The organism is Kribbella sp. NPDC043289 (assembly GCF_056436705.1).
This window is the reverse complement of record NZ_JBWKCB010000001.1, coordinates 1,813,354-1,839,695: the sequence shown is the minus strand read 5'-3', so window position 1 is coordinate 1,839,695 and position 26,342 is coordinate 1,813,354. Positions and strand designations below refer to the sequence as shown.

General features: G+C 67.8%; 21 protein-coding genes. 5 read left to right on the top strand and 16 right to left on the bottom strand.

The window, feature by feature from the left end; genetic code table 11:
* Positions 1-64 precede the first annotated feature (64 nt).
* From AC0662_RS08690 to AC0662_RS08675, 4 genes are all read right to left on the bottom strand, one after another.
* Positions 65-1,003: an aldo/keto reductase gene (locus tag AC0662_RS08690; RefSeq protein ID WP_478299437.1), complete on the bottom strand. Its 939-nt coding sequence runs from the start codon at positions 1,001-1,003 to the stop codon at positions 65-67.
* Positions 1,004-1,065: 62 nt separating this feature from the next.
* Positions 1,066-2,316, bottom strand: a complete 1,251-nt coding sequence (locus AC0662_RS08685) for an amidohydrolase (protein ID WP_478299435.1) — start codon at positions 2,314-2,316, stop codon at positions 1,066-1,068.
* A gap of 8 nt (positions 2,317-2,324) precedes the next feature.
* Complete coding sequence (locus AC0662_RS08680) at positions 2,325-2,960, bottom strand: trimeric intracellular cation channel family protein (protein WP_452196699.1); 636 nt, start codon at positions 2,958-2,960, stop codon at positions 2,325-2,327.
* Between the two features lie 103 nt (positions 2,961-3,063).
* Positions 3,064-3,996 carry a lactate/malate family dehydrogenase gene (locus AC0662_RS08675; protein WP_478299433.1) on the bottom strand — a complete coding sequence of 311 codons (933 nt, stop codon included), beginning with the start codon at positions 3,994-3,996 and terminating at the stop codon, positions 3,064-3,066.
* Between the two features lie 141 nt (positions 3,997-4,137).
* Here AC0662_RS08675 and AC0662_RS08670 point away from each other — a divergent pair, with 141 nt between their 5' ends.
* Positions 4,138-5,559, top strand: a complete 1,422-nt coding sequence (locus tag AC0662_RS08670) for an META domain-containing protein (protein ID WP_478299431.1) — start codon at positions 4,138-4,140, stop codon at positions 5,557-5,559.
* A 53-nt stretch (positions 5,560-5,612) separates the two neighbouring features.
* Positions 5,613-6,515 (top strand): aminoglycoside phosphotransferase family protein, encoded by a 903-nt coding sequence (locus AC0662_RS08665; protein ID WP_478299429.1) that lies wholly within the window; start codon positions 5,613-5,615, stop codon positions 6,513-6,515.
* Between the two features lie 25 nt (positions 6,516-6,540).
* On the opposite strand, the gene AC0662_RS08660 is transcribed toward AC0662_RS08665, so the two are convergent.
* From AC0662_RS08660 to AC0662_RS08650, 3 genes are all read right to left on the bottom strand, one after another.
* Positions 6,541-7,188, bottom strand: a complete 648-nt coding sequence (locus tag AC0662_RS08660; RefSeq protein WP_452196695.1) for a response regulator — start codon at positions 7,186-7,188, stop codon at positions 6,541-6,543.
* Positions 7,185-8,366 carry a sensor histidine kinase gene (locus tag AC0662_RS08655; protein WP_478299427.1) on the bottom strand — a complete coding sequence of 394 codons (1,182 nt, stop codon included), beginning with the start codon at positions 8,364-8,366 and terminating at the stop codon, positions 7,185-7,187. The genes AC0662_RS08660 and AC0662_RS08655 overlap by 4 nt, the downstream gene beginning before the upstream one ends.
* A 91-nt stretch (positions 8,367-8,457) precedes the next feature.
* Positions 8,458-9,948: an alpha/beta hydrolase gene (locus AC0662_RS08650; protein ID WP_452196693.1), complete on the bottom strand. Its 1,491-nt coding sequence runs from the start codon at positions 9,946-9,948 to the stop codon at positions 8,458-8,460.
* Between the two features lie 199 nt (positions 9,949-10,147).
* Between AC0662_RS08650 and AC0662_RS08645 the strand changes: the two genes are divergently transcribed.
* Positions 10,148-11,443 carry an adenylate/guanylate cyclase domain-containing protein gene (locus tag AC0662_RS08645; RefSeq protein WP_478299424.1) on the top strand — a complete coding sequence of 432 codons (1,296 nt, stop codon included), beginning with the start codon at positions 10,148-10,150 and terminating at the stop codon, positions 11,441-11,443.
* Positions 11,444-11,549: 106 nt separating this feature from the next.
* Here AC0662_RS08645 and AC0662_RS08640 read toward each other — a convergent pair whose 3' ends face one another.
* Genes AC0662_RS08640 through AC0662_RS08630 form a run of 3 tightly spaced genes read right to left on the bottom strand, consistent with a single transcriptional unit; the run spans position 11,550 to position 14,947 of the window.
* On the bottom strand, positions 11,550-12,059 hold the full coding sequence (locus AC0662_RS08640) for a hypothetical protein (RefSeq protein WP_478299422.1): 510 nt from the start codon (positions 12,057-12,059) through the stop codon (positions 11,550-11,552).
* A gap of 39 nt (positions 12,060-12,098) precedes the next feature.
* On the bottom strand, positions 12,099-14,528 hold the full coding sequence (locus tag AC0662_RS08635; protein WP_478299420.1) for a DUF4132 domain-containing protein: 2,430 nt from the start codon (positions 14,526-14,528) through the stop codon (positions 12,099-12,101).
* 23 nt (positions 14,529-14,551) lie between these two features.
* Complete coding sequence (locus AC0662_RS08630) at positions 14,552-14,947, bottom strand: hypothetical protein (protein WP_452196689.1); 396 nt, start codon at positions 14,945-14,947, stop codon at positions 14,552-14,554.
* An 82-nt stretch (positions 14,948-15,029) separates the two neighbouring features.
* Here AC0662_RS08630 and AC0662_RS08625 point away from each other — a divergent pair, with 82 nt between their 5' ends.
* Complete coding sequence (locus AC0662_RS08625) at positions 15,030-15,941, top strand: LysR family transcriptional regulator (RefSeq protein ID WP_452196688.1); 912 nt, start codon at positions 15,030-15,032, stop codon at positions 15,939-15,941.
* Here AC0662_RS08625 and AC0662_RS08620 read toward each other — a convergent pair.
* The 4 genes from AC0662_RS08620 to phnA all read right to left on the bottom strand — a co-directional run bounded on the left by AC0662_RS08620 (position 15,931) and on the right by phnA (position 21,293).
* On the bottom strand, positions 15,931-17,394 hold the full coding sequence (locus AC0662_RS08620) for an aldehyde dehydrogenase family protein (protein WP_452196687.1): 1,464 nt from the start codon (positions 17,392-17,394) through the stop codon (positions 15,931-15,933). The genes AC0662_RS08625 and AC0662_RS08620 overlap by 11 nt on opposite strands.
* Complete coding sequence (locus AC0662_RS08615; RefSeq protein WP_452196686.1) at positions 17,391-18,512, bottom strand: zinc-binding dehydrogenase; 1,122 nt, start codon at positions 18,510-18,512, stop codon at positions 17,391-17,393. Before AC0662_RS08615 ends, AC0662_RS08620 begins: the two co-directional genes overlap by 4 nt.
* A gap of 25 nt (positions 18,513-18,537) precedes the next feature.
* On the bottom strand, positions 18,538-19,842 hold the full coding sequence (locus tag AC0662_RS08610; RefSeq protein ID WP_452196685.1) for an MFS transporter: 1,305 nt from the start codon (positions 19,840-19,842) through the stop codon (positions 18,538-18,540).
* A 92-nt stretch (positions 19,843-19,934) separates the two neighbouring features.
* Positions 19,935-21,293 (bottom strand): phosphonoacetate hydrolase, encoded by a 1,359-nt coding sequence (gene phnA, locus AC0662_RS08605; protein ID WP_478299417.1) that lies wholly within the window; start codon positions 21,291-21,293, stop codon positions 19,935-19,937.
* 173 nt (positions 21,294-21,466) lie between these two features.
* Between phnA and AC0662_RS08600 the strand changes: the two genes are divergently transcribed.
* On the top strand, positions 21,467-23,677 hold the full coding sequence (locus AC0662_RS08600) for an alkaline phosphatase family protein (protein ID WP_478299415.1): 2,211 nt from the start codon (positions 21,467-21,469) through the stop codon (positions 23,675-23,677).
* Positions 23,678-23,689: 12 nt separating this feature from the next.
* Here the strand turns inward: AC0662_RS08600 and AC0662_RS08595 are convergent, their stop codons facing one another.
* Positions 23,690-24,019 (bottom strand): STAS domain-containing protein, encoded by a 330-nt coding sequence (locus tag AC0662_RS08595; protein ID WP_452196682.1) that lies wholly within the window; start codon positions 24,017-24,019, stop codon positions 23,690-23,692.
* Complete coding sequence (locus AC0662_RS08590; RefSeq protein WP_478299413.1) at positions 24,016-26,106, bottom strand: SpoIIE family protein phosphatase; 2,091 nt, start codon at positions 26,104-26,106, stop codon at positions 24,016-24,018. The genes AC0662_RS08595 and AC0662_RS08590 overlap by 4 nt, the downstream gene beginning before the upstream one ends.
* Positions 26,107-26,342: the final 236 nt, after the last annotated feature.

Sequence of the window (26,342 nt, the reverse complement as noted above, 5' to 3'; positions counted from 1 at the left end):
TGCTACGGCCGCGCCCGCGACGGACGCTGCGCCCGCGATTGATCCGGCGGCTCGGTGTGCTCGGCTATGCGGCGTTCAGCGCAGCTAGTTCGTCCTCGGTGAGGATGGTGGATGCGCCCACCACGGCCTGTTCGACCTGGTCGACGCTGCTGACTCCGACGATTGGGGTCAGTGCCGGGGCGCCGGAGGCTAGCCACGCGAGCACCACCTGGCCGGGGCGGAGTCCGCGGGCGGTGGCGATACGGGTCAGTGCTGCTAGTCGGCTGTCGGTGCCGGGGTGGCGGTACTCGGGCTCGAGTGGGCGGTCGTCGCGGTCGTATCGGCCCAGCAGGGTGGCGGTGTAGACCCAGCCGTCGAACGACGGGTTGCGCCGTAGGAAGTCGAGGCCGTCCGCTGACAGCATTCCCAGCGGGATCGGCTGGCCCTCCACGGGCATGCCGCCGGCGGGCTGAAGGTAGGAGTAGCGCTGCTGATAGGCAGTTGGTTGCGGTTGGTCGGCGCGTTCGGCAGCGGCCCGGATCCGCTCGAGCAGCCAGGACGGGTGGTTGGACAGCCCCCAGCGAGCGGTCAGTCCGTCACGGACCAGGCCGCCGAACGTCTCGACAAGGTCCTCCACCGGTACGGTCGGGTCTTCGACGTGTGCCCAGTACAGATCCACGCTGTCCACGCCGAGCCGCTCCAAGCTCTGTTTCATGGCGCCGCGTACGACGTCCCCGCTCAGCCCTTCGAGGTGGTCGGGGAACCCGCCGACCCGCGTGGGCTGGGCGCCGACCTTGGTACTGAGGCGGACGCGGACCCCGGGGTTGGACGCGAGCCAACGACCTAGCAGGGCCTCGCTCTGGCCGCCGAACCCGGTCTCGGAGGTCCAGAAGCTGTAGTTGTCGGAGGTATCGATGAAGGTTCCGCCCAGTTCGGCGTACCGGTCGAGGATCGAGAAGGCGGTCCGTTCGTCCACCCTCGTGCCGAAGTACATCGTCCCGAGGGCCATCGTGGGTGTGTTCATGCCACCACCCTCATTGCTGGAGCGCACTCCAGGTCAAGCCGCCTTCCGACGAGAGCAGAAAGTCAGCGGTGACCGAGCCAGGCGATCGCGGCGACGACGAGTGCTTGGGTGCCGGTGTCGAGGGTCGGCTGGATCACGGGTGCGAAGGCGGCGGAGTGGTTGACGGGGATGTCCTGTGCGATCCGGTCGGCTTGTTCGGCCTTGTGGTAAGTGTCGGGGTCGATGCCGCCGATTCCCCAGTATGTGTACGGCGTGTCGAGGGCGTTCGGTATGTCGCTGAAGTCCTCGCTGGCGCTCTGCTGTGGCAGCTGGTCGGCGCGGTTGCCGAAGTAGTCCGCGAACGCTGACGCGACGCGGTCGGTGGTGTCGGTGTCGTTGCTGGTGAGAGGGTAGTGGTCCAGCAGGTGGAACTCGGGTTCCTTCGGTGATCCGGAGGCGTCGCATTCGGCGCGGACTATCCGCTCGATCGCGGCGAGGACGGTGGTTCGGGCGTGGTCGTCGTACGTGCGAACGTTCAGTTGGAGTACGGCGTGGTCGGGGATGACGTTGCTCTTCGTACCGGCCTGGATGCTGCCGACGGTCAGGACCGCGGTGTCTCCGGGTGCGACCTCGCGGGCCACGACGGTTTGCAGGCGGATGACGATCATCGCCGCGAGTACTACGGGGTCGACGGCGGCCTGTGGCATGGATCCATGGGCGCCGCGTCCGTGGACCGTGATCCGCAGGCTGTCGGCGGCGGACAGTACCGGGCCTGGCCGGGTTCCGATCGTGCCGGACGGGAACGGCAGGACGTGCTGGGCCAACGCCGCGTCGACGGGTCCCACCAGTTCGACCAGGCCGTCGTCGACCATCGCCTTGGCGCCGTCCCCGGTCTCCTCGGCCGGTTGGAACACCGCGACCAGGGTCCCCGACCAGCGGTCGGTTGAGTCTGACATCAACGCCATCGCGCCGAGCAAGCAGATCACGTGGACGTCGTGACCACAGGCATGCATCACTGCGGTGCCGTCCGCGGAGGTTTCGGTGCTGGCATACGACAGGCCGGTCTGCTCACGAACCGGGAGGGCATCCATGTCGGCGCGTAACAGCAGGCTGGGGCCGTCGCCATTACGCAGGATGCCGACCACACCGGTCGCACCCACGTTTTCGTGGACCTCGCAGCCTGCGGCGCGTAGCCGGGCAGCCACGGTGCCGGCGGTACGGCGCTCTTCGTGCGAGAGCTCGGGGTGGGCGTGCAGGTTGCGGTAGAAGTCCTCCTGCCAGGGGCGGACAGCATCGAGACGGTCGATGATTGCGGCGACTGCTTGGCTGTCCATGTCGTCCATCATGCTCCGCGTTTGGTGCCCGGAGCCTTCGGTGCGTTGAGGTCGTAGCGGACACCGAGCATCCGTACGACGAAACAGACGGCGGCTGCGACGATCGCGGCCGGGAGACCCGTCGCCCCGAACCTGTCCGCGGCGACCACCACCACCGCGCCCAGCAGCGCAGGGATCGCGTACAGGCCGCTGGTCAGCACCGACGGGATCTCGCGGATGAGGACGTCACGCAGCGTTCCGCCGCCGACCGCGGTGATCGTGCCCAGGATGATCGCCTGGCCGAAGCCGACCCCGAACTGGAGTCCCTTGAGCGCCCCGCTGACCGCGAACAGGCTCAGTCCGGCAGCATCCAGTAGCAGGATCGGTTTCGCGAGCCGGTCGAGGTGGCGGCCGAACACGAACGCCACCAGGCCGCCGACGGCCGCCACCGTGAGGTACCGCCAGTCGCTGAAGGTCGCCGGCGGCAGCGCGTTCAGCAGGATGTCGCGGATGATGCCACCACCCAGGGCGGTGAGCATGCCGAGCGTGACCACCCCGACGATGTCGACCCGAGCAACCCGCAGCGCCGTCAGCGCGCCGTTCAGAGCGAACGCGAACGTGCCGGTCAGGTCAAGAACCAGAAAGGTCGACGACGCGGTGCTCACCAACCCTGTCTACCGGACTCACGACCGGCGAACCAGCACCATCGCACTGTCCACCCTTTGTTGTACGCAGCAATTAATTCCACACGGCGAAGGGCATCGCAGCCTAGGTGATGCTTCGCGTGGCTTGTCTGAGGATCTCGGCGCTGCGCTCGAGCGCCTCCTGCTCGTCGTCCGTCATGGCAGGTACGTACGTGTGCGCGACCCCGTGGGACCCGAGCGCTGACAGCAAGGACAGCGTGACCTGGCGATCGGGGTCATGTGCGGCCACTGTGTACAACGCTTGTTCGTCCCGTAGGACCGCCTCGGCCAGACGCGCCACGACGAGCCCGATGCCGTACTGGCTCGCGCCGATGCCTTCGATGATGCTGATGTTCGCGTATCGGATCTCCGACTCGACCTCCGCCCGCGCCTGGTCCACCGGCTCACCCCGCCGGGACAAGATGTCCAGCACCGGTACGCCGCCTACGCTCGCGGATGACCACAACATGACCTCGCTCGTACCGTGTTCACCGACGACGAGGGCCTGTACGTCGTCTGCGCGCACCTGCAGCCGCAGACTGAGGTGGCGGCGGAAACGCAGGCTGTCCAGCACGGTGCCCGTTGAGAACACCCGGTTGTGCCCGGCCAGAGTTCGAGTCAGTTCCGCCAGCGGGTCGGGCGGGTCCGTGACCACCATGATCGTGGCGTCCGGCGCGGTGCTCGTCAGCTGAGGCACGAGGTCGCGGTAGATCGCGGCGTTGCGATTCAGCAGGCGCAGACGCCCCGTCGGGTCGTTGCGGTCGGTGGCACCGCCAGTCGCCTCGTTGACCCCCGCGGTGATGATCAACAGGTCGGCGCCGGCAAGGTCGGTCGCTTCGCCGTCGGTGACATCGACCGGCGGCACGAACGGCAGCCCGTAATCGATGTCCCGCGCCACCCCCGTGGCGCGAGCACGATTCTGGTCGACTAGGACGATCTCGCGAGCGCATCCTCGGGTCAGGAGTGCCATCGTCACGGCCGCTCCGACGGCGCCCACGCCGATCACGCCAACTTTCATCGGGCCTCCTCGGTTCGCACCGCGCCGTACAGGAACCTGTCTGTTCGATCATGGATCGTGACCAGGTTGGGGTCCACAGATCGGCCGGTGCCGGAGATGGTCGGCATGGCGAAACCGGCTGATACTTGGGGAATGTCGGTGATGGATCTGCCTGAGTTCGATCGCGCGCAGATGTATGCGGTCGAGGCGCTGCGAGAGGGCTCGGCGGTCGTCGTGGCCACTCCCGGCCCGATGACGTACGTCGTGGTGGCCCGGGATCCCCGTGCGGTGAATGCTCTGAAAGGTCGCCCCGTCGACCAGCCGGTCGGAATCTCGGTCCATTCGGAAGCCGCGCACGATCAGCTGTTCCGGTACCTCGATCTTCGCGCCGATGCCCTGGCGATGGTCGACTTCGCGCTCGCCGAGCGCATCACCGTACTGGCGCCGATCCGGTCGGACCCGGCGATGCCCGAGTGGTTGGCGCCGGCTGTCCAGGACGGCTGGGTGCTGTTCTTCGACGGCTACTGGGGTCCGCTGGCGTTCTTGTGGGACAGCCATCCCTTCTTGTACGGAAGCAGCGCCAACCGCACCGGCGAAGCTCCGGCCGCGTCAGCCGCCGAAGCCCGTTCGCAGTTTCCGGACCGCACGATGATCATCGACGCCGACCACCTCCGCACGCCGGCCGCCACGCACGCAGCGAGCACAGTGATCCGGGTCGACACGGACGGCCAACCGACACTTCATCGCTCGGGCTTCAGGGACCAGGCGGCGGGAGGACCCGACGTACTCCTGGACCGACTGCGCGAGTTCAGATCCACGGTCGCCGAACTCGACGGGTCGAGTCCTACGCCGCTGGGCAAGACCTACCTGTCGACCGCGGTGGTCGAGCACGGCGAACCCAAGCACCTACAGCCGAACACGCGAATCCGGCTGCAGTTCGAGCGCGTGCCCAACAAGAACGCGGACGGTCCGCGCGTGTACGACGTCGTACGCGCGCACGTCGGCTGCAACCGCATCGGTGCGGCCGTCGCGGCCGGCGAACTGCTGACCGACGGCAGCCTGTGGATCGACGGCGTCGGCGGTACTGCGGTCGGCTGCAGACCGCCGTTGCGAGACCAGGAGGAATGGTTGAAGACGTTCCTGATGAGCAGGCCGTCCTGGCGGCTGGACGGTGACGAGCTCACTCTCGCCTCAGGTGGTACGACGATCACGCTGCTCGACCGCAAGCTCGCCGAACCAGACTTCCCGCTCGACGGGACCAGGTGGAACGTCGTCACCTCCATCACGAACGCCGACCTGCGCCAGTACCACCACAAGGCCGAGCAGGCGTGGATTGCCTTCAACGACGGCCACCTGACCGGCTGGACCGGATGCAGCCACATCACCGGCACTGTCACCCGCGACAACACCGAACTGCACTTCAGCGACGTCGCCGTCACCGACGAGGCCTGCACAGCCGCGACCGCCGCGCTGCAGACCGCAATTCTCGCGAGCCTTGGGCGCGCGGTCGCGTACACCATCGATCACAACCAGCTGACCCTCATAGCCCCGTCCGGCATCGGCCTCGACCTGAGAGTCGAGTAGAGCGGCCGGGGAAATCGGGTGCTGTGGTTGGTGATTGGTGTGAGACTGCGGGAGTGATCGACGTACCCGACGACTTGCGCAACAAGCTTCGCGCGGCCGGGGTCGAGGACTGGCTCGAGCGACTGCCTGCGCTTGTCGCGAGTCTTGAGGCTGACTGGTCGATCAGCGTGGGCCGCGCGTATGCGGGCGGGTCCGAGGCCTTCGTGGCCGATGCGACGCGGGCGGACGGAACCTCAGCGATTCTCAAAGTACTGATGCCGAGCCTGGGGAACGCCGCCTCCAACGAGGCGACGGTGCTGCGCATTGTTGATGGGGAAGGATGCCCGGCGCTCTACGAGTACGACGCCGACCGGGGTGCCCTGCTCATGGAACGACTGGGGCGGCCGATGTTCGAGCTCGGCCTACCGCTCTCGCGCCGTCTCGAGATTCTGTGCGATACCGCGGCGCGGATCTGGCGGCCGGCGCCGGACTCGGGACTGCCTACCGGTGCCGAGAAGGCGCGGTGGCTCGCCGACTTCATTGCGCGATTGTGGGAGGAACTCGATCACCCCTGTTCCGAGAAGGTGATCGAGCACGCCCTTGCCTCGGCGGTACGGCGGGAGCGCGCGCACCGCGACGAGACAGCCGTCTTGGTCCACGGCGACGTACACCAGCTGAACGCGCTCGAGAGTGATGGCGGCTTCAAGCTGGTCGATCCGGATGGGCTGCTTGCGGAGGCCGAGTACGACCTGGGCGTCCTGATGCGTGGAGACCCGGTCGAACTGCTCGCTGGCGACCCGTTGGACCGGGCTCGTTGGCTGGCCGCTCGGACGGGACTCGATCCCGTGGCGACCTGGGAGTGGGGCGTGATCGAGCGGGTGTCGACAGGACTGCTCTGCACGCAGATTGATCTCCAACCTCTCGGCAGGAACTCGCTCCGCACAGCTGAAGCAGTCGCTGGCTTGTCGATGACGTAGCCGTCGATGGGTCGCAGGTCGTCACCTAATGGACGAGGCCTGATTCCCAGGCCCAGACGGCGATTTCGGTGCGGTTGCGGGCGGTGGTCTTGCGTTGGATCGAGGCCAGGTGGGACTTGACGGTGGACAGGGAGATCGTCAGCTCTTCGGTGATCTCGGCGTTGGTTCGGCCGCGGGCGATGGCTTTGGTGACGTCCAGTTCGCGTTGGGTCAGGGGCGGGTTGGCTTTGCGGGTGCGGGCTGTCGACGTCGTGAAATGAGCCAATAGGCGCGTGGTGATCGAGGGGGAGACCAGGGACTCGCCGTTCGCTGCCGCGTGCACCGCTTCCACCAGGAGTCGTGGGCCGGCGTCCTTGAGGAGGAAGCCACACGCACCGGAGCGAAGCGCTTCGTGCACCAGTTCGTCCAGGTCGAAGGTCGTGACGACGAGGACGCGTAGTGGGTCGGCGACGTCGGGGCCGGCCAGGAGGCGAGTGGCCGTCAGACCGTCCATGAGGGGCATGCGGATGTCCATCAGGGTGACGTCGGGGCGGAGCTCCTGCGCCAAGGCGACGGCTTGTTTGCCGTCCTCGGCCTCGCCGACCACCTCGATGCCGGGTTCCCGTTCGAGGATCAGCCGGAAGCCGGTACGGACGAGCGCCTGGTCGTCGGCGAGCAAGACCCGCAGTGTCACGATGCTGGTTCCTCCTGTGTAGTACGGGTCGCGGCCACACCGCCCGGCAGCGGTAGCTCGGCGAGAACACGCCATCCGTGGTCGCCGTGTTCGCCGGCCGACAGCTTGCCATCGAGCGCGTCGATGCGCTCACCCATCCCGATCAGCCCGTAGCCGCCGGCCGAACGCCGGTGCCGGACCCCGTCGTTCCGTACGTCGACGCGCAGCCACCGCTGATCCGGCGTGGCAGTCACCGCGACTGTCACCCGGCGAGCCTGCGGAGCGTGCTTGCGGACGTTGACCAGCGACTCGAGTACGACGCGATGCACGGTCGACACGGTCTCCGGCGCAACGCCGAGCTCCGCCAGCCCGGGCGCCAACTCCAGGGCAACGGCCGGATCATCACCGACAGCTGCCTCGATCGTCTCCACCAGGTCCCCGCTGGTGAGCGGCAGCGTCTGCTCCGGGCTGCGCAGCATCATGACGAGCCGTCGTACGGCGCCCAAGGCTTCGGCGCCTGCTCGCTCGATGTCGCGGAGGAGGTCCTGTTCGGGGCCGTCGGCAACCACTAGCTGAGCTGCCTGGGTGCGCACCACCACCCCCGTGATGTGGTGCGCGACCAGGTCGTGCAGCTCGCGGGCGAGCGCCAGTCGCTCCCGGTTCCGGGCGATGGCGAGCGCGGCCTCGCGGCGGGCGTCGCCGTCGCGCAGCATCAACCCGATCGCGACGCTGGCGCCCCACAACATCGCCCACAACGCGGCTACCGCGAGAGTCGTCGAGTTGACGTCGTACCGCAGTACCGGACCGGAGACGATCGCCAGCCCGCCGAGGACCGCGATCCCACCGGCATAGCGCGGCCGCACGCGATGGCAGCTCGCCCCGACCAGGAGCAGCAGACCCAAGGTTTCGCAGTCGTCGGTGATCTTCGCAGCGGGATGTGCCAGGTAGCCGATGAGGCTGACCACCGCCGAGATCGCGATCCCAGAGGCCGCGAGCTGGGCGACCCGTTCGGGGTACCGGCGACGCGCCACCGCAAGCACCGACAGCACCAGCCCGGCCGCGAAGTAGAGCAACTCGCCGACGGACGGGGACCGGCCGACGATCATCCGGACCGCCTGCTCGCCGTTCAGGCCCGCGAGCAGCGCGAACTCGAGGACCACCAGGCCTAGGCGCAGCGGGCGGTTGGCGGTACGGATCACCGGGGGAGCCGTCCTTCCTGAGGTTCGTGTCGTACCGACGCTACTGTGACGGGCGCGCCGGACAATCCGGCACGCCCGTCAACCAGCAGAATCAGCGTGGTGCAGCGTCAGCCGTGCAGTGATAATCCTGAGCCGGCAACTTCCCGGTGGTCAGGTACGACGTCACCGCGTTGTTGGCGCACCGGTTCTTGCCCATCGGGTAGACGCCGTGACCGCCCTGGTCGGCCGTGACCATGCGCGCCCGATCACCGAACGCCTGTCGCATCTCCTTCGCGCCCACCAACGGTGTCGCCGGGTCGCGGAGGTTCTGCACCATGAGCACGTTCGACGGACCGTTGTCGTTCACCTGGACCGGCTTCTCGATCGCGTCCGGCCAGAACGCACACGGCTGGATGTTGGCCCCGGCCGCCCCGAACATCGGGAACCGGATCCGGTCGATCGCCACGTTCCGCTGGTACGTCGACACCGTCGTCGGCCAGCGTGAGTCGTTGCACATGATGTAGGACCGCCCGGAGATCAGGTTGTCCGCGTCCTTCGCGCCGCCCTCGCCACCGGGGAACGGCGGCGGTGGCTGGTTCGCGTCGAGCGCCTTCATCGCCTGCGCGAACCATGGGCTCAGAGCCGCGCCGTAGAGGCTGACGAACGCGATCATCCGGAACCCCGGGCCGTCGTACTCCGCGTCCGGCCCCTTCACCGGCTTCTTGTCCAGGCGAGCGGCGATGTCGAAGTACTTCGCCGTCACCTGCGCCGGCGTCCGGCCGAGACCGTACTCGCGGTAGTTGGCGGCGGCGTACTTCGCGAAGCCGGGGAACGTGTCCTGGAACCCCTGCGCGAACCGCCGGTCGCCCTTGTAGTCCCAGCCGCCGGGCGCCTCGTTGCTGTCGAGCACGATCCGGTCGCTGCGCTCCGGGAACAGCGTGGTGTACACAGCACCGAGATGCGTACCCCACGACGCGCCGTCGTACGAGATCTTCTGCTCGCCGAGCGCGGCCCGGATCTGATCCATGTCGCGGGCAACATTCGCCGTGCTCGTGTACGGGAGCATCCACGCGGACTTCGACGTAGCGCACTGCTTCGCGATCTGCTGCACTTCCGCGGCGCGCTTCGTGACGTCGGCCGCGTTCCGCGCGTACGGCGGGACGCTGCCGGCCGCCTGCTGCGCCGCGGTGAGGTTACACGTCACCGGCGTACTCCGGCCGATGCCGCGTGGGTCGAAGCCGATCACGTCGTACTGGTCCTTGACCTCTTGCGGCAGACCGCCGGCGGCGAGGAAGGCCGGATACCCCAGCCCCGCGCTCGGGCCGCCGGGGTTCGTGAGGAGGACCCCGCGCCGTTTGTCGGCGTTCTTGCTGGGCAGCCGCGAGACTGCGATCTCGATCTTCTGCCCGTCCGGCTTCCGGTAGTCCAGGGGCACCTTGACGGTGCCGCACTGCATCCCCTCCGGCACGGGGACTCCGTCGCCGATATCCGCCGGGCACTTCTCCCAACTGATGGCCTTCGGCGTGTCCGCCTGCGAAACCCCCGGGACCGTCACCGCTGCCAACGCAGCAACCGCAACGGCGATGGACAACGTCCTTCGCATCCGCTTTCCCTCCAGCCGGTACCTCGACGGCACCGTGGACGATGGTCTGTGAACAAGCACCATCCTTGTCGCGCCCACGCCCCAGCACATCCAGCCCGCGACTGGTTTCCCCACCCCTCGACCCCGGCCAAAAGTACGACACCTACCACCACCCAACGCGGGGGATGCCGACAGCGGATGACGGGCCTACGATGCGATCGTGACAGGGTCCTGGCTCCCGGCCGGCGGCCGCGGGCGGGGCTCGGGGCGGCCTGTTGTCCGGCGGCTGGAGCGACTGGCGGATCTGGGCGCTCGGCGGGAAGATTCCCACGACGAGCGGCTCCGCCAGGGCACTCTGATCTTCTCGGCACTGCTGATCACGGCGATCGCGACGATCTGGGTGACGACGTTCCTCACTTACGGCGACCCGGTCTCGGCGGCGATCCCAGGCTTCTACCAGGCGATCACCCTGATCGGCCTCGCCGTACTGGCCCGGACGCGGCGTTTCGGCATCTTCCGCAGCACGCAACTGGTGGCGTTCCTGGTGCTGCCGGCTTTGCTGCAGGTGTCGCTCGGCGGCTTCGTCGCCTCGAGCGCGATGATCCTGTGGGCGACGATCACGCCACTGGCTGCACTCGCGCTGCTCGGGATCCGGCGCTCGGTGCCCTGGCTCGCGGCGTTCTTCGTCGAGCTGGTCGCCCTCACCCTCCTCGATTCCTGGCTCGCCCAGTCCCCGTCGGCCCTGCCGCCCGGTTTCGTGGTCACGTTCCTGGTGCTGAACATCGCGGGCGTCATGGTGAGCGCGTACGTGATGCTGGGGTACTTCGTGGAGCAGCGGGAGCGGGCCCATCGAGACCTCCAGGCCGAGCGGGAGCGCTCGGAGCGGCTGCTGCTCAACGTGCTCCCGGAGCCGATTGCCGAGCGTTTGAAGGCACAACCGGGAGTGATCGCGGAACACTACGACGCGGTGAGCGTGCTCTTCGCTGACATCGTCGGCTTCACGGCACGATCGGCGGTGATGGCGGCGGCTGACGTCGTGACGATGCTGGACCAGGTGTTTTCCGCGTTCGACCGGATCGCGGACGCCGAGGGGGTCGAGAAGATCAAGACGATCGGCGACGCGTACATGCTGGTCGGCGGTCTCCCGAACCCGCGGCCTGATCACCTCGCGGCGGTGGCCCGTGCGGCGCTCGCCCTGCGCGACGAGGTCGCCCGGATCGCGGCCCTGCCGGGCCAGGACTGGCTCGCGGTACGGATCGGGATCGACTCGGGACCGGTCGTGGCCGGCGTGATCGGCCGGCGCAAGTTCATCTACGACCTCTGGGGCGACACCGTAAACACCGCAAGCCGGATGGAGTCCCACGGCCGCCCGGGCGAGATCCAGCTCACCGGCCGCGTAGCCGCCGCGCTCGGCCCGGAATTCGCCGTACGCCGCCGCGGCATCATCGAGGTCAAAGGCAAAGGCCAAATGCAAACCTTCTACCTCGACCGACCCAAACCACCCCAGTCACACTAGAACGAGCGGTAGCTGTCTGGGGAGGGGGACGTTTACTGGCCGCGCTGCAGGTTGGTCTGGCGGCCGGTATGTCTGTTGCCGTCGCCGTGGCGGGGACCGATCGCGATCACGTCGCGCGCTCCTGGCGGATTTCTTCGAGCATTTGCTGGGTGAACGGGTCGTCCTTTGCCCACTCGTCCACGCTGAACGGGGTGCTGCCCGGCATCGGCGCCGAGTCGTAGCTGCGGACAGTCGGGTCGTCGATGACGCCCGGCGGTGGCTCGTCGTCACCGCGCAGGGTGCGGTACTGCTGTGTCGACAGCACCACGAGGAGAGGTTCGGCCGCGCTGCCCACGAGTACTGGAGGGCCGAATGTCCCGCGGCGCATCGCCTCGACCATCTCGGGCAGTTGCCGGACAAGTACGTCGGGAGCGACCACGGTCCGGAACTTACCGAGGGTGTCGTCGCCGCGGAGATCGTCGTACTGGTCGTAGCTCGCGATCACTGCCTCGGGTACGCCGCCGTCGCCGAAGGCGAACGTATGGGTCTCGCCTTCCGCGAATCGCTCGACCACACCGGCGATCCCGGCGGCGACGTCGGCAACGGACGGCAGGTCAGGGTACGGCGACGTGGACATCTTTCGATGATAGCGGCGCCCCAGGATCGGCTCGGTGAGTCAGTGGCGGTTGATTTGGGTGGTGATGGTGGGGTCTTTGATGGTGGTGTCGTTGGCCAGGAGGAAGGCCTTGCTGAGGATCAGGCTGAGGACCGGGTCGTCGTCGAAGGGGAGGAAGAGTTTGCCGGCGCGGGTGTCGCGGGCGGCGACGATGCAGAGGTACTGGTCGTTGGGGGACATGAGGATGTTGCCGCTGCCGAGATGGATGCGGTACGTGCGGAGGTCGCCGCGGACGCTGAGGTAGCGGTCCTCGAGCTCACAACGGTCGGCGATGGCGAGACGCGGTACGAGTTGTTCCAGGACGTCGCGGCGGACGTCGCCGGCGGCGGACAGTTGGCCGAAGCCGTAGGTGTGCCAGTACGTCTCGAAGCGGCGCTCCGTCCCGCGGTCGAGCCACTCCGGATCGGCTCCGATCGATGTCACTCCGACGAACAGGTCGACGTCACGCATCGCTTCGGTGAGGACGAGCGGCGGTACGTCGGCGAGTTCGATCGCCTCGTCGCTGTCGATGTCGACGAATCGGACCTGATCGCTCGTGCAGTAGGGGTAGAGATCGCTCGCGGTCGGGTGGATGTCGAGGATCGGGTCGAAGAAGAACTCGGCACGGATCCCCGCGGTGTCGAAGGTTCGCCGGGCGACACCGTGGTCGACGCCGTCGTCCCACCACGCGACGGGAACGGGTGCCCAGCCACGCCCTTTCATCAGCGCGCGGGCCTGGACCTGACCGAAGACGTGGCCGGCGAAGCGGTTGGAGTACACCCGGGTCAGTTCCTCGGCGGGCGTGAGCACGTACAGCTCGCGGTACGCCTGCTTGAGCGGCTGAACGACCTGCTGCTCGAGCAGATAGGCCCGCCAGGCGCGAACCTCGTCAGCCGTCGCCTGGATCGGGTGCCAGAGCCGCACCTCCGCATCGAGCGGAATCGCGACCTGCTGGCCCGAACTCGTGACCGCGGTCGCGGCGTCCTGCGGGATTCCGACGACGCGGTGTCCTTGCGGCGTACCGAAGGACCAGATCAGCGTGCGTGTCAGCCGGCCGGTGATCGGATGATCCAGGTACCAGCGGCGCCAGTCGTCGAGGGGCAAGCGACGGTCGAGGGACATCAGACCGTCGAGCCGCAGACGCTCGCCGGCGATCGTCTTGCGGATCGCCTTGAGGTCGCCGCGGATCGCAGCAAGGGTCTCGGCATCGGCCTGCTTCACATCCGCCGGAAAGGACTTCCGCGGCGTCTGGTTCTCATCGACATAGGCGAGTGATACCGCCCGTCCGTCCACGACGACCAGAGCGGACCCCCGCGAGAGGGGCACAAGACGTTCGCCGTCCTTGTCGAGATCATGCGTCTCGACGGCGCGCTCGAGCAGTTCGTCGCGCGTCATTCCCTGCGCCGTGGCCAGCGCGTCGATGGCCTTCCGGATCTGTTTCAGCAAGGTCCCGTGCCGAACGGAGCGCTCGAGCGCGAGCAGTTCGGTGATCGACGCCGGGGCGCCGATATCGGCCATCGCCTGCGCTGATCCGTTGGCGAGTCGAAGGCTTCGTGGGTTACCGAACTGATCTCCTATCACGGTCACACTTTTGAGGGCAAGGCGCCGTAGCTGTGGAAGAAGCGCCGGATCTCCGAGGAGTCCCGCAACCGCGACCGCTCCCAGCAGGAAGGCCTCGTTGCCGGCGGTGACGTAGCGCGTCACGGTGTAGGACCGATCGCCGTGGTCGTACTCCGTGTCGGTGTCCCCCGCGTCGAGCGCAGCATCGAGGAGCGCCCCGATCAGAGCGCCGGGCCGCGTCAACTTCTCCCGTACGTCACCGGCGTCGGCGAGCCATTTCTTAGAAGGCCGGCCAGCAGTGCGAGCGGCAAGGAGATCAAGTGCGGACGCCCGCGCGTCGATCGATTCGTCCGCCGTCTCGAACGCGGCTCGGAGCCGAGCGCCGATGTCGTCACCCTCGTCGATCAGGTCGAGGCGGATCCCGTCACTGGGGCCGACGAGCTTGCGCAGCCTGGTCGCGGTAGCTGCGTCTCGGATCCCGTCTGCTGCTTGCCCGAGCAGTGGTTTCAGCCGGTTCTTGTCCGCCTCGGGCAGCGCGGGATAGGCGTGCTCGATCTGGCGGCTGACCAGGCGGAGGCACTCGCCGTACCACCACCATTGCGACTGGTCCTGCTGCGCGCGCGGCAGGACCAGCAACCGCTCGATGTGCTCCGCCGACAGCTCGACGCGCTTGCGTGCGATCACCGACAGCAGCTCGACGCAGCGATAGCTGTCTACTCGGTCGAAGACGCTGAGAATGCACTCCCGCCGCAGCGCATCCGAGCCCTGCAGGATCGCTTGGACCTGCGGCAGCGCCCGAGTGTCCCGTCCAGGGCTCCACGACAGTCCGTTGAGCGCCTGCAGCGCAGCCGCGACCATGGTGGCGGCTCCGACATCGCCCCGTTCAGGCACACCGTCTCCTGCGTGCTCCACGCTCAGCCACCGACCAACTGAACAAGGCGGACGAAACGGATATCAGAATCCACGGTCAACTCGAGTTCCTCGTCGAGCTCGGTCACCTGCCGGTCGTCGACCAGCACGAAGAACCCGTTGCGTTCGAAGGCCTCGATCGCCCGATCGGCCTGCCGCTCCCAATCGATCTTCCGCTTCTTCGGCAGCCGGAAGCCCTCGTTGGTGAGCACCCCTCCCTCCGGCATCACCAAGCCCGCGAACACCGGCTCAGGAGCAGCGTTGAAACGCGCCACCTCCTCCCGAACGCGTGTCCGCACAAGATCGCGCAGCGCGATCCTGTCCGAAATCCCCTCCAGCGTGGTCGTTGCACCGACCCGGCCGGTCCCCGACACATCGATGATCCTCACAGTGATCGACACGGGCGCAGCCTAAACGGACCGCCCGACAGTTTCGGTGCCCATGCAGGTGACCGTCCCCGCCTGATGCGTCAGGATGGGGGCCGTGCAGCTGAATCTTCATCGTCTGTGGATCTTTCTTCAGGTCGTCGAGGCCGGTGGCTTCTCGGCGGCGGCGCAGAAGTTGTACATGAGTCAGCCGTCGGTCTCCAACCAGGTGCGGCAGTTGGAGTCGTCGTTGAAGGCGACGCTGGTCGACCGGTCCGGCAGCCGGATTCGCGCGACCGCGGAGGGGGAGGTGCTGGTCGAGTACGCGAAGCGGATTTTCCGGCTCGCCGATGACGCCGCGAGTGCGATCGCTGCGGTCCAGGGGCTGCAGTCCGGTCGGCTGGTGGTCGGCGGCACCACGACGGTGGGAACCTATCTGCTGCCGCCGACACTGGCCCGCTTCCGTCAGCAGTTCCCCGAGGTGGAGTGCGATCTGTACGTCGGGAACGCGACCCAAATGGAGCGATGGGTACTCGATGGAGACGTCGGCTTGGGAGTGTTCGTCGGTACGCCGACTGCGCCGCAACTCGTGACTGCCGACGTACTGACCGACGACAGTGTTCTCGTTGTTGCGCCCGGCCACGAGTTGGCGGGCGAACGCATCACCCCGGAACGCCTGCTGGGGCAGCGTTTCCTGCTCCGGGAACGTGGCTCGTCAACCCGTGAGCTGCAGGAGAAGGTGCTCGCCGACTGGCATCTGGGCGATGTCAGCACCGTGGACATGGGAATGCCGGAGACGCTGAAGCAGGCGGTCCGCGCCGACCTCGGGGTGACCGTGGTGTCGAAGCACACCGTCGCGGAGGAGCTCCGCGACGGCCGCCTCGCCGAAGTGGTGGTCGACCCGGCGCCGCAGGGCCGGCCGGTCGTGGTCGCGCACCGCCGGGACCGCCTGCTGTCGCCGGCCGAGCAGGCCTTCGTCAGCGTCGTCCGGACTCTCGCCACGTGGCCCGACGAAGGCGTCAGTACCTGATGCAGGCCGACCGGAGGTCGGTGTAGAAGTTCCACACGTCGGGGGAGCACTCGGGTGCCCCGAGCTGGGAGGCCTTCGCGCCCATGTGCGGTAGGTGCGAGTAGGCGCCGACTCCCGGGCGGTTCACGTGCAGCATTCCGGCCTGGAAGTCCTGCAGGGCCTGGAACATCAGGGACGGGTTCTGGGTGAAGATCGTCCCGGACATGCCGTACTTCACCGAGTTGCTGATGCGCATGGCATCGTCGTACCCGTCGCAGACGATGACGGACAGGACCGGGCCGAAAACCTCTTCCTGGGCGAGGTGTGAGTCCCAGGCCACGTTGTCCAGCAGCGTGGGCTTGACGAAGTACCCGGGGGTTTCGAGGTGTGCTGCTTCGCCGCCGGCGAGGACGTCGGCGCCGTCGGCGACCGCCCGCTCGATGGCCGTCAGACAGGCTTGATGACGCTCGTCGTTGACGACCGGACCGATGTCGGCGTCGGGCTGCTCGCCGGGCCCGATCTTCATGGCGCGTACGCGCGGCGCCAGGCGATCGATCAGCTCATCGTGGACAGCGCGGTCGACGATCACGCGGCTCGTCGCCGAGCATCGCTGACCCGACTGGCCGTAGGCGCCGTGGATGATCGCGTCGCAGGCGGCGTCGAGGTCCGCATCGTCGAGCACGATGAGAGCGTTCTTGCCGCCGAGTTCCAGCTGTGTCCGCAGCAGACGGCCGGCACCAGCGCGGTTGATGGCTTGGCCGACGGGCAGCGAGCCGGTGAAGGAGATGCCGGCGACCCGTTCGTCGTTGACGAGCGTCTCACCGGCCTCCCGGTCGCCCTGTACGAGGTTCAGCACACCGCTCGGTACACCGGCGTCGTGGAAGGCCTGGACGAGCAACGCACAGGTCAACGGGGTGAGGGGAGAGGGCTTGAGGACGGCCGTGCACCCCGAGAGCAGCGCGGGCGCGACCTTCCAGATCGGGATGGTGAGGGGGAAGTTCCACGGGGTGATGAGACCGACGACCCCGATCGGACGGCGGAATGTCATCACGACGGTCCGCGGTTCCTCGGCGGCCGTGGTCTCACCGTTCATCCGGCGCGCCTCGCCGATGTGGAAGTCCAGGATCACCAGGCCGCGGGTGACCTCGCCGCGGGCCTCGATGAGCCGCTTGCCCTGCTCGCGGGTGATCGCCTCGCTGAAGTCCTCGATGCGTTCCTCGATGAGCCGGGCTGCCCGGGTGAGGACCTTGGCCCGCTCGATGGGGCCGATCGCGTCCCACTCGGCCTGCGCGGCTGCCGCTGCGTCGATCGCCGACGTGACGTCGGCCGCGGCGGACTCGGTGAACTCGCCGATCACGTCGCCGGTGTTGGCCGGGTTGAGGTTCGACCGGCTCTGTCCGCTGCTCCCTGGCGTCCAGGTCCCGCCGATGTAGTTGAGCAGGTGTTCCGGCCGGACCTTGAAGTCGAGGCTCACGAGGAGTGGCTCCTTGCTGAGAGTGGGAACGCGATGGCGATACGCGGGGCGTCGGCGGTCTTGGCGCGGGCGACCGCCGCGTCCACCTGGTCCAGTGGGTACGGCACCGGGATCAGGTCGGCGAACAGTTGTTGCGCCGTGGACCGCTGCAGGAAGTCGACTGCCTCGGCGAGGTCGTCGAGCCGATAGTTGTGGCTGCCGACGACCGTGGTGAGGTTCTTGACGAAGCTGCTCGGTTCGAAGCTGATCTCGGGAGCGGGGGAGACCGAGCCGACCAGCGCGATCCGGCCGGCCAGGGCGACCACCTCGAATGCCGACTGGACGGCGCGACTGTTGCCGGACAGTTCGAAAACGACATCAGCGCCGTACTGCGTTGCCGCGTCGGCCAGCTCGTGCGGTTCGACGGTGTGCGTCGCGCCGAAGCGTTCGGCGAGTTCCCGGCGTACCGGATCGACGTCGGAGGCGATCACCGTGGTGCAGCCGCGGTCGCGAGCGTAGGCAACGGCGGTGAGGCCGAGCATGCCGCACCCGAGCACCACGACTGTGTCGTCGGCATCCAGCTCGACGCGGCGGGCTGCGCAGACCACGGTCGCGGTGGCGCAGTTGGCCGGCGCGGCTACCGCAGCTGGGAGGTCGTCCGCGAGTCTGACTACTCCGGTTCCGGCGAGGAGATGGACGTGGGTGCCGAATCCGCCGTTGAGCTGCCAGTGGTCGTCGATGGCCTCGTGACCGTACTTGCGGACAGTCAGACACTTCTGCGGAGTACCGCGTCTGCAGCGCCGGCACGTGCCGCACGACGTACCGATGGTCCAGGTGATGCGGTCGCCTACGCGAATCTGCTGACCGTCGGCGCCGGTGACGACGCCACCCGTGCCAACGACATGACCGATGGCCTCGTGTCCGAGGACTGTCGGCAACGGAGTCGGGCGGTCACCGTTGATCGTGTGCAGGTCGCTACCGCAGATGGTCGCGAGCTCGGTCCGGACCAGAATCTCGCCCAGGCGCAGGTCGGGCAGGGGCAGTGGGTCGACCGAGAAGCCCTCGTCGACGCCGGACCACACCGCAGCCGCGGCGTGTGCTGTCGACCTGCTGCTCGTGCCGTTCGCTGTCGTGGTCATTGCGCGGTCCTGTCAGGTTGGTGGTTCAGCGGCGGATGGTCGAGGCGACCAGCGCGCTGGCGGTGCAGGAGACAGCCACGATGGGGAAGATCAGGCCGGCGTCGCCGCCGTTGCTCTCCATGATGTGCCCGATGAGCGGTTCCGCCGCGCCGGCGAAGAGGTAGGCGAAGAAGTTCACGACGCCGGTCGCCGTACCGGCCATCACCTTGCCGGCCAGGTCCGGGCAGAGCGCCCAGAACGACGACTGCGGGCCGTAGACGAAGAACCCGCACAGGAACAGCAGGACGATGCCGAGCCCGATGCCGGGTTGCAGTACCCACATGAGTATGGAGCTGACCGCGCCGAGCAGCGTGAAGAGCATGATCGGACGGTCGCGGCGGGAGCCGAACAGGCGGTCGGACACCTGCCCGTTCACCAGAGCTCCGACGGCCATGCCGACGGGCAGCGCGACGGTGATCCAGATCGCGTTGTCCGTGGCCTTCCACTTGTCGCCGAGGAAGTAGACGGGTACCCAGACGAGCAGGCCGTACCGCGCCGCGTTCTGGAAGCCGATCGAGATGCCGGTGAGCCAGATCTTCGTGATACCGAGGACGGTGCGGTAGCGCTGCATCGAGGTGGCGTCGTCGACCGCGGGGCCGTCGTACGCGACGTCGTCCTTGTCGCGGGCGAACGACGGCGGCGGGGTGACGCCGGCGGCTGCCGGGGTGTCGCGGGCGAGGAGGTAGAAGACGACACCTCCGAGAAGCATCAGGAGTACGGGGAGGCGGAACAGCCACTGCCACCCGTCCTTCCCGAAGGCGTTGATGGTCAGGGTCGACGTCACGTAGACCAGGACCGAGGAACATCCGGCGGCGAGGGTGTAGAAGCCGAAGCTCTTGCCGCGTTCGTGGTGACTCCACCAGTTGGAGATCACCCGTCCACCGGCCGCCCAGCCCATCGCCTGGACGAATCCGTTCGCCGCGAGCGCCAGCGCCATCCCCACGAAGGAGTGCATGAAGCTCGCCAGGAGGCAGAACGTGGTCGACAGGATCGCGCCGAGGGCCATCAGCCGGCGTCCGCCGAACTTGTCCGCCAGGTTGCCGTTGACCATCTGACCGATCGCGTACGACCACAGCGCGATGCCGCTGATCGTTCCGGTCGTGGTCTTCGTCCAGCCGAACTCGGCCTGAATTCCGGGGATCGCGAAGCCGAAGGCCTGCCGGCCGGTGTAGAAGAACAGGTAACAGAACATGGCGGCGAGCAGCATCCGCCAGGCAAGACGCCGGAACGCGGCGTCGTCGAGGGGTTTGCCCTGCTGGGGTCCGGTGGTGGCGTCAAGGCGGCTGGACATTGTCGCGGGCCTTTCTCAAGCGGAGGAGGGCGGCCTCAAGGGTGAGGCGGGCGGCCTCGAGGGGAAGGCGGGGCGGCACCCACGCCGGTGGTTCAGCTCGGCGACGTGGTCGCGAGCGCTTGTTCGGTGACGAGCGTCGTAGCGGCCCAGAACGCGTCGTAGTTGTGGATGAACGCGGGCCGGCCCCACGGCTCGTCGAGCTGCTCGGGCCGCGGCAGCACGCGATTGATGAGGAACGGGATCTGCAGTTCGCCGAGCGCCCCGTGGGAACGCAATGGGGCGTCGCTGAGACCGGTGAGGTCGTGCCAAGCGGCGTACCGTCCCACGGCGGTCCCCGCTTCGCCGAGTACGACGATGTCGCCGATCCGGTCCGGCGGTAGCGCGAAGGTCGACGCCGCTTCGGCGCGGTCGTACGCCGCCTGCACGCCGTCGAGCGCACGCAAAGCCTCGATCGTGGAGTTGAGGTCGGCACCATCCGGCAGGTAAACACTGGCGAAGGAACCGAGTGCGCCGTGGTGAACGGTGTACGGGTCGGTGATCGGAAGGACGACCCGCAGGCCATCGCTGCCGGGTTCGGCGTCCGTGCTGCCGAGGATCTCGCGGACCGCATCCTCCACGAAGAGAACGTTCGCCGTACCGTCGGCGCCGGTCTTGGCGCTCATGCCGTGATCCGCGGTGAGGACCACGATCGCACCGAGTGCCTCGAGCTGACCGGCGTAGTGGTCGATCTGGGCGTAGAGGTCGTTGGCGGCCTCGGTGCCGGGTGCGTGTTTGTGCTGGATGTAGTCGGACAGCGAGAGGTACATCAGGTCGGCGCCACGAGTCCTGAGAATCTCGACACCCGCCGCCAGCGCGAAGATCGAGAGGTCGGCGGAGTAAACACTCGGCAGCGGTTTGCCAACCAGGGCGAGAACATCGTCGATACCGTTGTCCTCGATCGTTGCCTCGTCCGCCTTCTCGGCCGACAGGCAGATACCGCGGCGCGCGGGCGTGACGAACTCGCCGGATCCGTCCAGGGCCGGGCCGTCCTCCACGAGTCCGGCGCCGAGCAGGCGGCGGAGCTTGTCCTTGGCGGTCACCACGACGACGTCGAGTCCGGCGTCGTTGGCGGCGGCGAACAGCGTGGGGGCGCGCAGGAACTTCTTGTCGTTCATGAGCACCTCTTCGCCGGTGCTCGTGTCGAAGATGTAGTTCCCGCTGATGCCGTGCACGGCGGGCGGTCGGCCGGTCGCGATCGACACGTTGTTCGGGTTGGTGAGGGCGGGCATCGCGCAGTGCGCCTCCCACGACGTACCGCGGCCACTCTCGAGAACCCCTGCCAGCCAAGGCATCCGGTCTGCCTTGATGGCCTCGAGGTGGTACTCCGGCTCGCTGCCATCGATGCAGATCACGACGACCGGGGCACCCGGAGTCGTGTACGTCCGGTTGTTGACGCTGAAGGTGGTAGTCAAAAGAGGGCTCCCGCGCTGGATTGTTCGGTTGCGACGAAGCGTCCAACGCCGACGACGCCGACCGGAACCCCGGAACGACCTATCGCGCCCATAACCAAATGCGGCGTACTGCCGCGGATCTTTCGGTGCCAGGGTTGCCGCATCATCCGTCTGCCGGCCTAAGGAGCCAGTTGATGCGATTACGTCTCGCCGCGTTGCCCACCGCGGTCGCCTTGCTCTTCGCAGGGCTCGTGGCGCTCCCAACCACCGCCACCGCCGCCACTGTCGGTACAGAGAACTTCGACAGCCTGACCTCCGCACTCCAGCCCAGGACCACCGAGACCGGCATCCCGGCCGGCCTGCTCGGGTGGACCCGAGCCACACCCAACGGGTGGACGATCACCTCCGCGGACACCATGACCGGAAAGGGCATGGACGAGTGGCGCGGCTGGTCCTTCCCGACACCGCAGTTCTGGTCAGCAGCGCAGACCGGTCAGGGACGGGAGAACTTCACCAAGTCCAGTGGCGTGCTGGCCGTGGCCGACACCGACGAATGGGACGACGCCAACAGTCCCGGTGACCAGCGCTTCGAGAGCACCTTGACGTCGCCCGCCTACCCGGTAGGCGGCAAATCGACGGTCTACGTCAACTACGACCAGAACTATCGCCAGACCGGTCCCCAGGTCGCGGCGCTCGACATGTCGTTCGACGACGGGACACCGCAGCGGCAGTTCACCTACAGTACGGCGACCCTCGGTAACCAGGTGTACCGCGAGAACGAGACCATCGCCGTACCGGTGAAGGTTCCGGCCGGTGCTCGGTCGGTGAAGATCAGCTGGGTCATCGAGAACGCACACAACGACTGGTATTGGGCGATCGACAACATGAGCGTGAGTGACGAGGCGCGCGCCGGGGCCATTCCGCCGCTGCCGAAGGTACAGACCCCCGACGACCTCCCGGACGGGACGAGCCGCAGCAAGGTCCTGTTCGTCGACATGGACGGCATGCGGTGGGACAGGATGCAGCAGGCTGGTACGCCGAACCTCGCCGCGGCCGGTGCGGCGGGACAGTTCGGGCCGGCGTACATCCAGGACAACGCGATCGCGGGCACCAACTCCGGTCCGGGGCACAGCAGCATGCTGACCGGTGTGTGGCCGGACAAGCACAACGTCCTCGACAACTCGTTCAACGGCTATCGCAAGAGTCAGTACCCGGACTTCATCACGCGCGCTGAGGGTCTCCGCCCCGAGCTGTCGACGTTCACGACGCTGGACTGGACGCCGCTGAACACGTACCTGATCGACCGCCCGGACGTGAAACTGCAGCAGAACGGCGCCAACCAGCAGATCACTGACCGGCAGAGCACGGACGCCGCGCTCGACGTGCTGAAGAACCACAACCCCGACCTGATGATGGTCTATCTCCACGACGTCGACGCGACCGGCCACAGCCTGGGATCGGACAGTCCCGACTACATCGACGCGATCCGCCGGGTGGACGCGAAGTTCGGCGAACTCGTGGCGGGAGTCAAGGCCCGCGCCACCTACCGCGACGAGCAGTGGCTGATCGTGGCGGCCACCGACCACGGTCAGACCGGCTTCGGCCACGGCGGCGACCAGCACACCTCACGGCAGGGCTGGATCCTCGCGACCGGACCAGGAATCCCCAAATCGTCAACGCTGCGGCGGGAGTGGCGGCAGGTGGACATCATGCCCACCGTGTACAGGCACCTCGGCCTCCCGATCGACCCGAACTGGGGACTCGACGGCGTCGCCATCGGCAGCAAGAGCGCCGACCCCTTCGACACCGTGAAAGCCACGTCGGGTGTGGTCGACGAGTCGCCTAAGCCGGCAGGCGTCGGGGGCTGGACTACCGCCGTACCCGAAGGGTGGTCGCGCGTCGACAAGACCCCGGTGGACAGTGGCGTGACGGAGTACCGCGGGTGGCGGCTGATGACCGGCGAGTTCTGGACGACGTCGGAAGAGGGACAAGGGCGCGGCTCGTTCGTCCGCGGACGGGACGTGATCGCTGTCGCGGACCCGGACGAGTGGAACGACAAGGGCGATCCGGCCGCGAACGGTGCGATGTTCGACAGCACGCTCACGACGCCGTGGATGTCGGTGCGTGGCGAGTCAGGGGTCCAGGTCGACTATCTGAGTCACTACAAGCAGGTCGCCGCCGGTCAGCCACAGAAGGCCGAAGTCGTCGCGGAGTTCGACAACGGCGTGCAGCGGGTGCTCTGGTCCGCCGATGCGGCTGACGGCGCAACCTTCGACATCAGCAAGGCGATGCATCTGGTCACAGCGGTGCCGTCAGGTGCGAACAGGGTCCGCGTGAGTTGGCACCTGACCGCCGGCAACAACGGCTATTGGGCCATCGACGGGACCAGACTCCGGGCGCTCTAAACGCAATATGCATCATTCGAGCGTGGGCTGGACCGGGATGGTCTGAGGGACGCCGGTCAGCTCGAGAGCGGCTCGGAGCGGGGAGTCCAAGGGGACGACGAGGCGGAGTTCTTGGCGGCGGTGGGTGACTCGTTCGGCGAGCCGGAACAGCATCGCGATTCCTGAGCTGTCGAGGTACGACGTTCGGCTCAGGTCGACCACGATGACCCGGACGTCGGCGGAGGCGACGCGGCTGATCGCGTCGCGCACCTCGACGGCGTTTGTGAGGTCGACTTCGCCACACACTCGCACAACCTGTACGCCGTCAATCGTTCGAGCGTCCACCACCGCGTACTCGGTCACTCGTCGTCCCCTGCCACCACGGTGCGCCGCATGCGGACCGTCGTGCCGTCCGGGCTGCTCTCGACGTGCACGGACTCCATGAGTCCGCGGATCAGCGTGAGGCCCCGGCCTCCGCCACGGTCGGCTGGGTTCCGCCACTGACCGTGGTCGCGCACGGTCAGCTCAACCGAGCTGACCACGAGTCGCGCCTCGACATGCAGGTCGCCAGGCGAGGCGCCGTACGCATGCCGTACGACGTTGCTGCAGGCCTCCCCACAAGCAATCGCGATCTCGCCGGCTTCGCGCGCGCCGACGCCCGATTCGCGCAGCCAGCGGCCCAACGCGTGCCGGACCTGGAAGAGCACGCGGGCGTCGGCCGGCACGTCGAGGGTCAGGGGCGTTCCGGCCAGCACCAACGACTGGAGCGCGACCAGTGCGATGTCGTCGGAGGCCTCGCCGTTCTCCGGGACGGCTGCCAGAACCTGGTCACAGAGCGCGTCGAGGTCGGCCGAGCCGACGCCCGACGCTTCGGCGCGCAGCCGATCGAGGCCGTCCTGGATCGACAGCGCGCGCTTCTCGACCAGCCCGTCGGTGTAGAGCAGGAGAGTGGCGCCCGGCCGCAGTTCCTGTGTCACCTCGGAATAGTCCCGCTGGGCGAGTACGCCGAGCGGAGGGGCCAGGCCACCCTCGAGGTACCGCGAGCCCTCGGGGTCGATCAAGAGGGCGGGCGGATGACCGGCGTTCGTGAACCGGATCGTGCCGATGTCCGGGTCGTAGAGGACGTAGAGCAGCGTCACCATCTCGGCTACGGGCAGCTCGCGAGCCAGCTCGTGCAGGCCGTTCATCACGCTGACCGGCGAGGGATCGTGTACGGCGTACGCCCGGACCGCCATCCTCAGTTGTGCCATCGCTGCCGCTGCCTGCAGACCGTGCCCTGCGACGTCACCGATGACGAGAGCGATCAGGCCGCCGCGAAGCTGGATCACGTCGTACCAGTCGCCGCCCACATGCAGGTCAGCGGTCGCCGGGACGTAGCGGACGGCCACTGCCACGCCGGGGATGTCGGGCATCCGTTCGGGGAGCAGGCTGCGTTGCAGTGTGTGGGCGATCTGGTGCTCGCGCCGGGTCTTGGCCTCCTCCAGGTTGAGCTGCTGTTGCGTCGCGTGCCGCTCGTGGATCTCATGCCGCAGGCGGTCGCTGGTCGCCGAGAGCTCGGCCGTGCGGTTCTTGACCCTGCCCGCCAGGTCGGCGGCCGCGGACATCAACGCGCGAGCGAACTGCAGACGCTCCGTCACGAGCGCCGCGAGGAAGAACGACGTGAGCGCGACGGTGGCGTTGAAAGCCTGCAGGGTGAGCATCTGCCCCAACAACGGCTGACCCGCAAACGCGCCGCGCCCGTGCGTTGCCGACCAGGTCGTGATCAGTGAGGCGATCAGCGCGGCAGGAGCCGCGCCGCGCAACTGCAGACGCCACGAGGCCCATCCCAGTAAGGGCAGCACCAGGAACAACAGAGGCAGGGTGGTGTACGCCGCCCACGACGCCAGCACCGTGGTGAGCGCAAGGATGACCGCCGCTTCGAGCCAGCGCAACGCCGGCCATCGCTCGAGCTCCCAGAACAGGGGGATGCACAGCAGGAAAGGGGCGACGGCGAGCACCCCCATCGCGTCGCCGGTCCACCACACCACCCAGGCGCCGACCAGCTTGTCGGTGCCGATCGCCTTCGACGACACGAGCGCGAGTACGCCGATGGTCGCGCTGATCGTCATGCTCGCCAGCGCACCCAGGAAGACGATCGCGAGTGCGTCCCGCTGCCGATCCAGCTGACGCCGGAACCCGACGCGCTCGAGGATGATCGCCGCCACGAGGGGCGCGAGCGTGTTGCCGACGGCAGTGACCAGGGCGGGCGCCGGGCCGGTGCTGATCGGCAGGTTCACGGCCAGTGCGGCGAGCGTGACGCCCGGCCACACCGACCTCCCGAGCAGCAGGAAGGCCGCCAGCGCGATACCGCTGGGTGGCCACAACGGCGTGATGTTGCGCTCGACCAGCGACAGCCGCAGACCCAGGCGCGCACCGAAGTAGTAGGCGGCGCCGACCAGGACGATGGCCACAGTGGTCCGTCCCAGGTCCACCGGTAGGCGGAGCCTGAGCGCTTTCGAGGTCCACGACACTGGCGCGCGCCCAGCCATGGCTGTTCTACGGCGCCACCAGTCGCGGCACTGCCTGTGACGCGTCGAGGTCGGCCGGGGCGGCGTACCTGCTCGTCGCTTGGGGTGTAGTCACCTTGTTCAACTCTCCGGGTCCAACTCTCCGGCCGGGGCCCAGCGCCTCATTGCCTTAGCTCATA

Excerpts from the sequence above, each read along its gene's own strand:
- AC0662_RS08690 (WP_478299437.1), bottom strand. The coding sequence starts at position 1,003 with ATGAACACACCCACGATGGCCCTCGGGACGATGTACTTCGGCACGAGG.
- AC0662_RS08685 (WP_478299435.1), bottom strand. The coding sequence starts at position 2,316 with ATGGACAGCCAAGCAGTCGCCGCAATCATCGACCGTCTCGATGCTGTC.
- AC0662_RS08675 (WP_478299433.1), bottom strand. The coding sequence starts at position 3,996 with ATGAAAGTTGGCGTGATCGGCGTGGGCGCCGTCGGAGCGGCCGTGACG.
- AC0662_RS08670 (WP_478299431.1), top strand. The coding sequence starts at position 4,138 with ATGGATCTGCCTGAGTTCGATCGCGCGCAGATGTATGCGGTCGAGGCG.
- AC0662_RS08650 (WP_452196693.1), bottom strand. The coding sequence starts at position 9,948 with ATGCGAAGGACGTTGTCCATCGCCGTTGCGGTTGCTGCGTTGGCAGCG.
- AC0662_RS08640 (WP_478299422.1), bottom strand. The coding sequence starts at position 12,059 with ATGTCCACGTCGCCGTACCCTGACCTGCCGTCCGTTGCCGACGTCGCC.
- AC0662_RS08615 (WP_452196686.1), bottom strand. The coding sequence starts at position 18,512 with ATGACCACGACAGCGAACGGCACGAGCAGCAGGTCGACAGCACACGCC.
- AC0662_RS08610 (WP_452196685.1), bottom strand. The coding sequence starts at position 19,842 with ATGTCCAGCCGCCTTGACGCCACCACCGGACCCCAGCAGGGCAAACCC.
- AC0662_RS08600 (WP_478299415.1), top strand. The coding sequence starts at position 21,467 with ATGCGATTACGTCTCGCCGCGTTGCCCACCGCGGTCGCCTTGCTCTTC.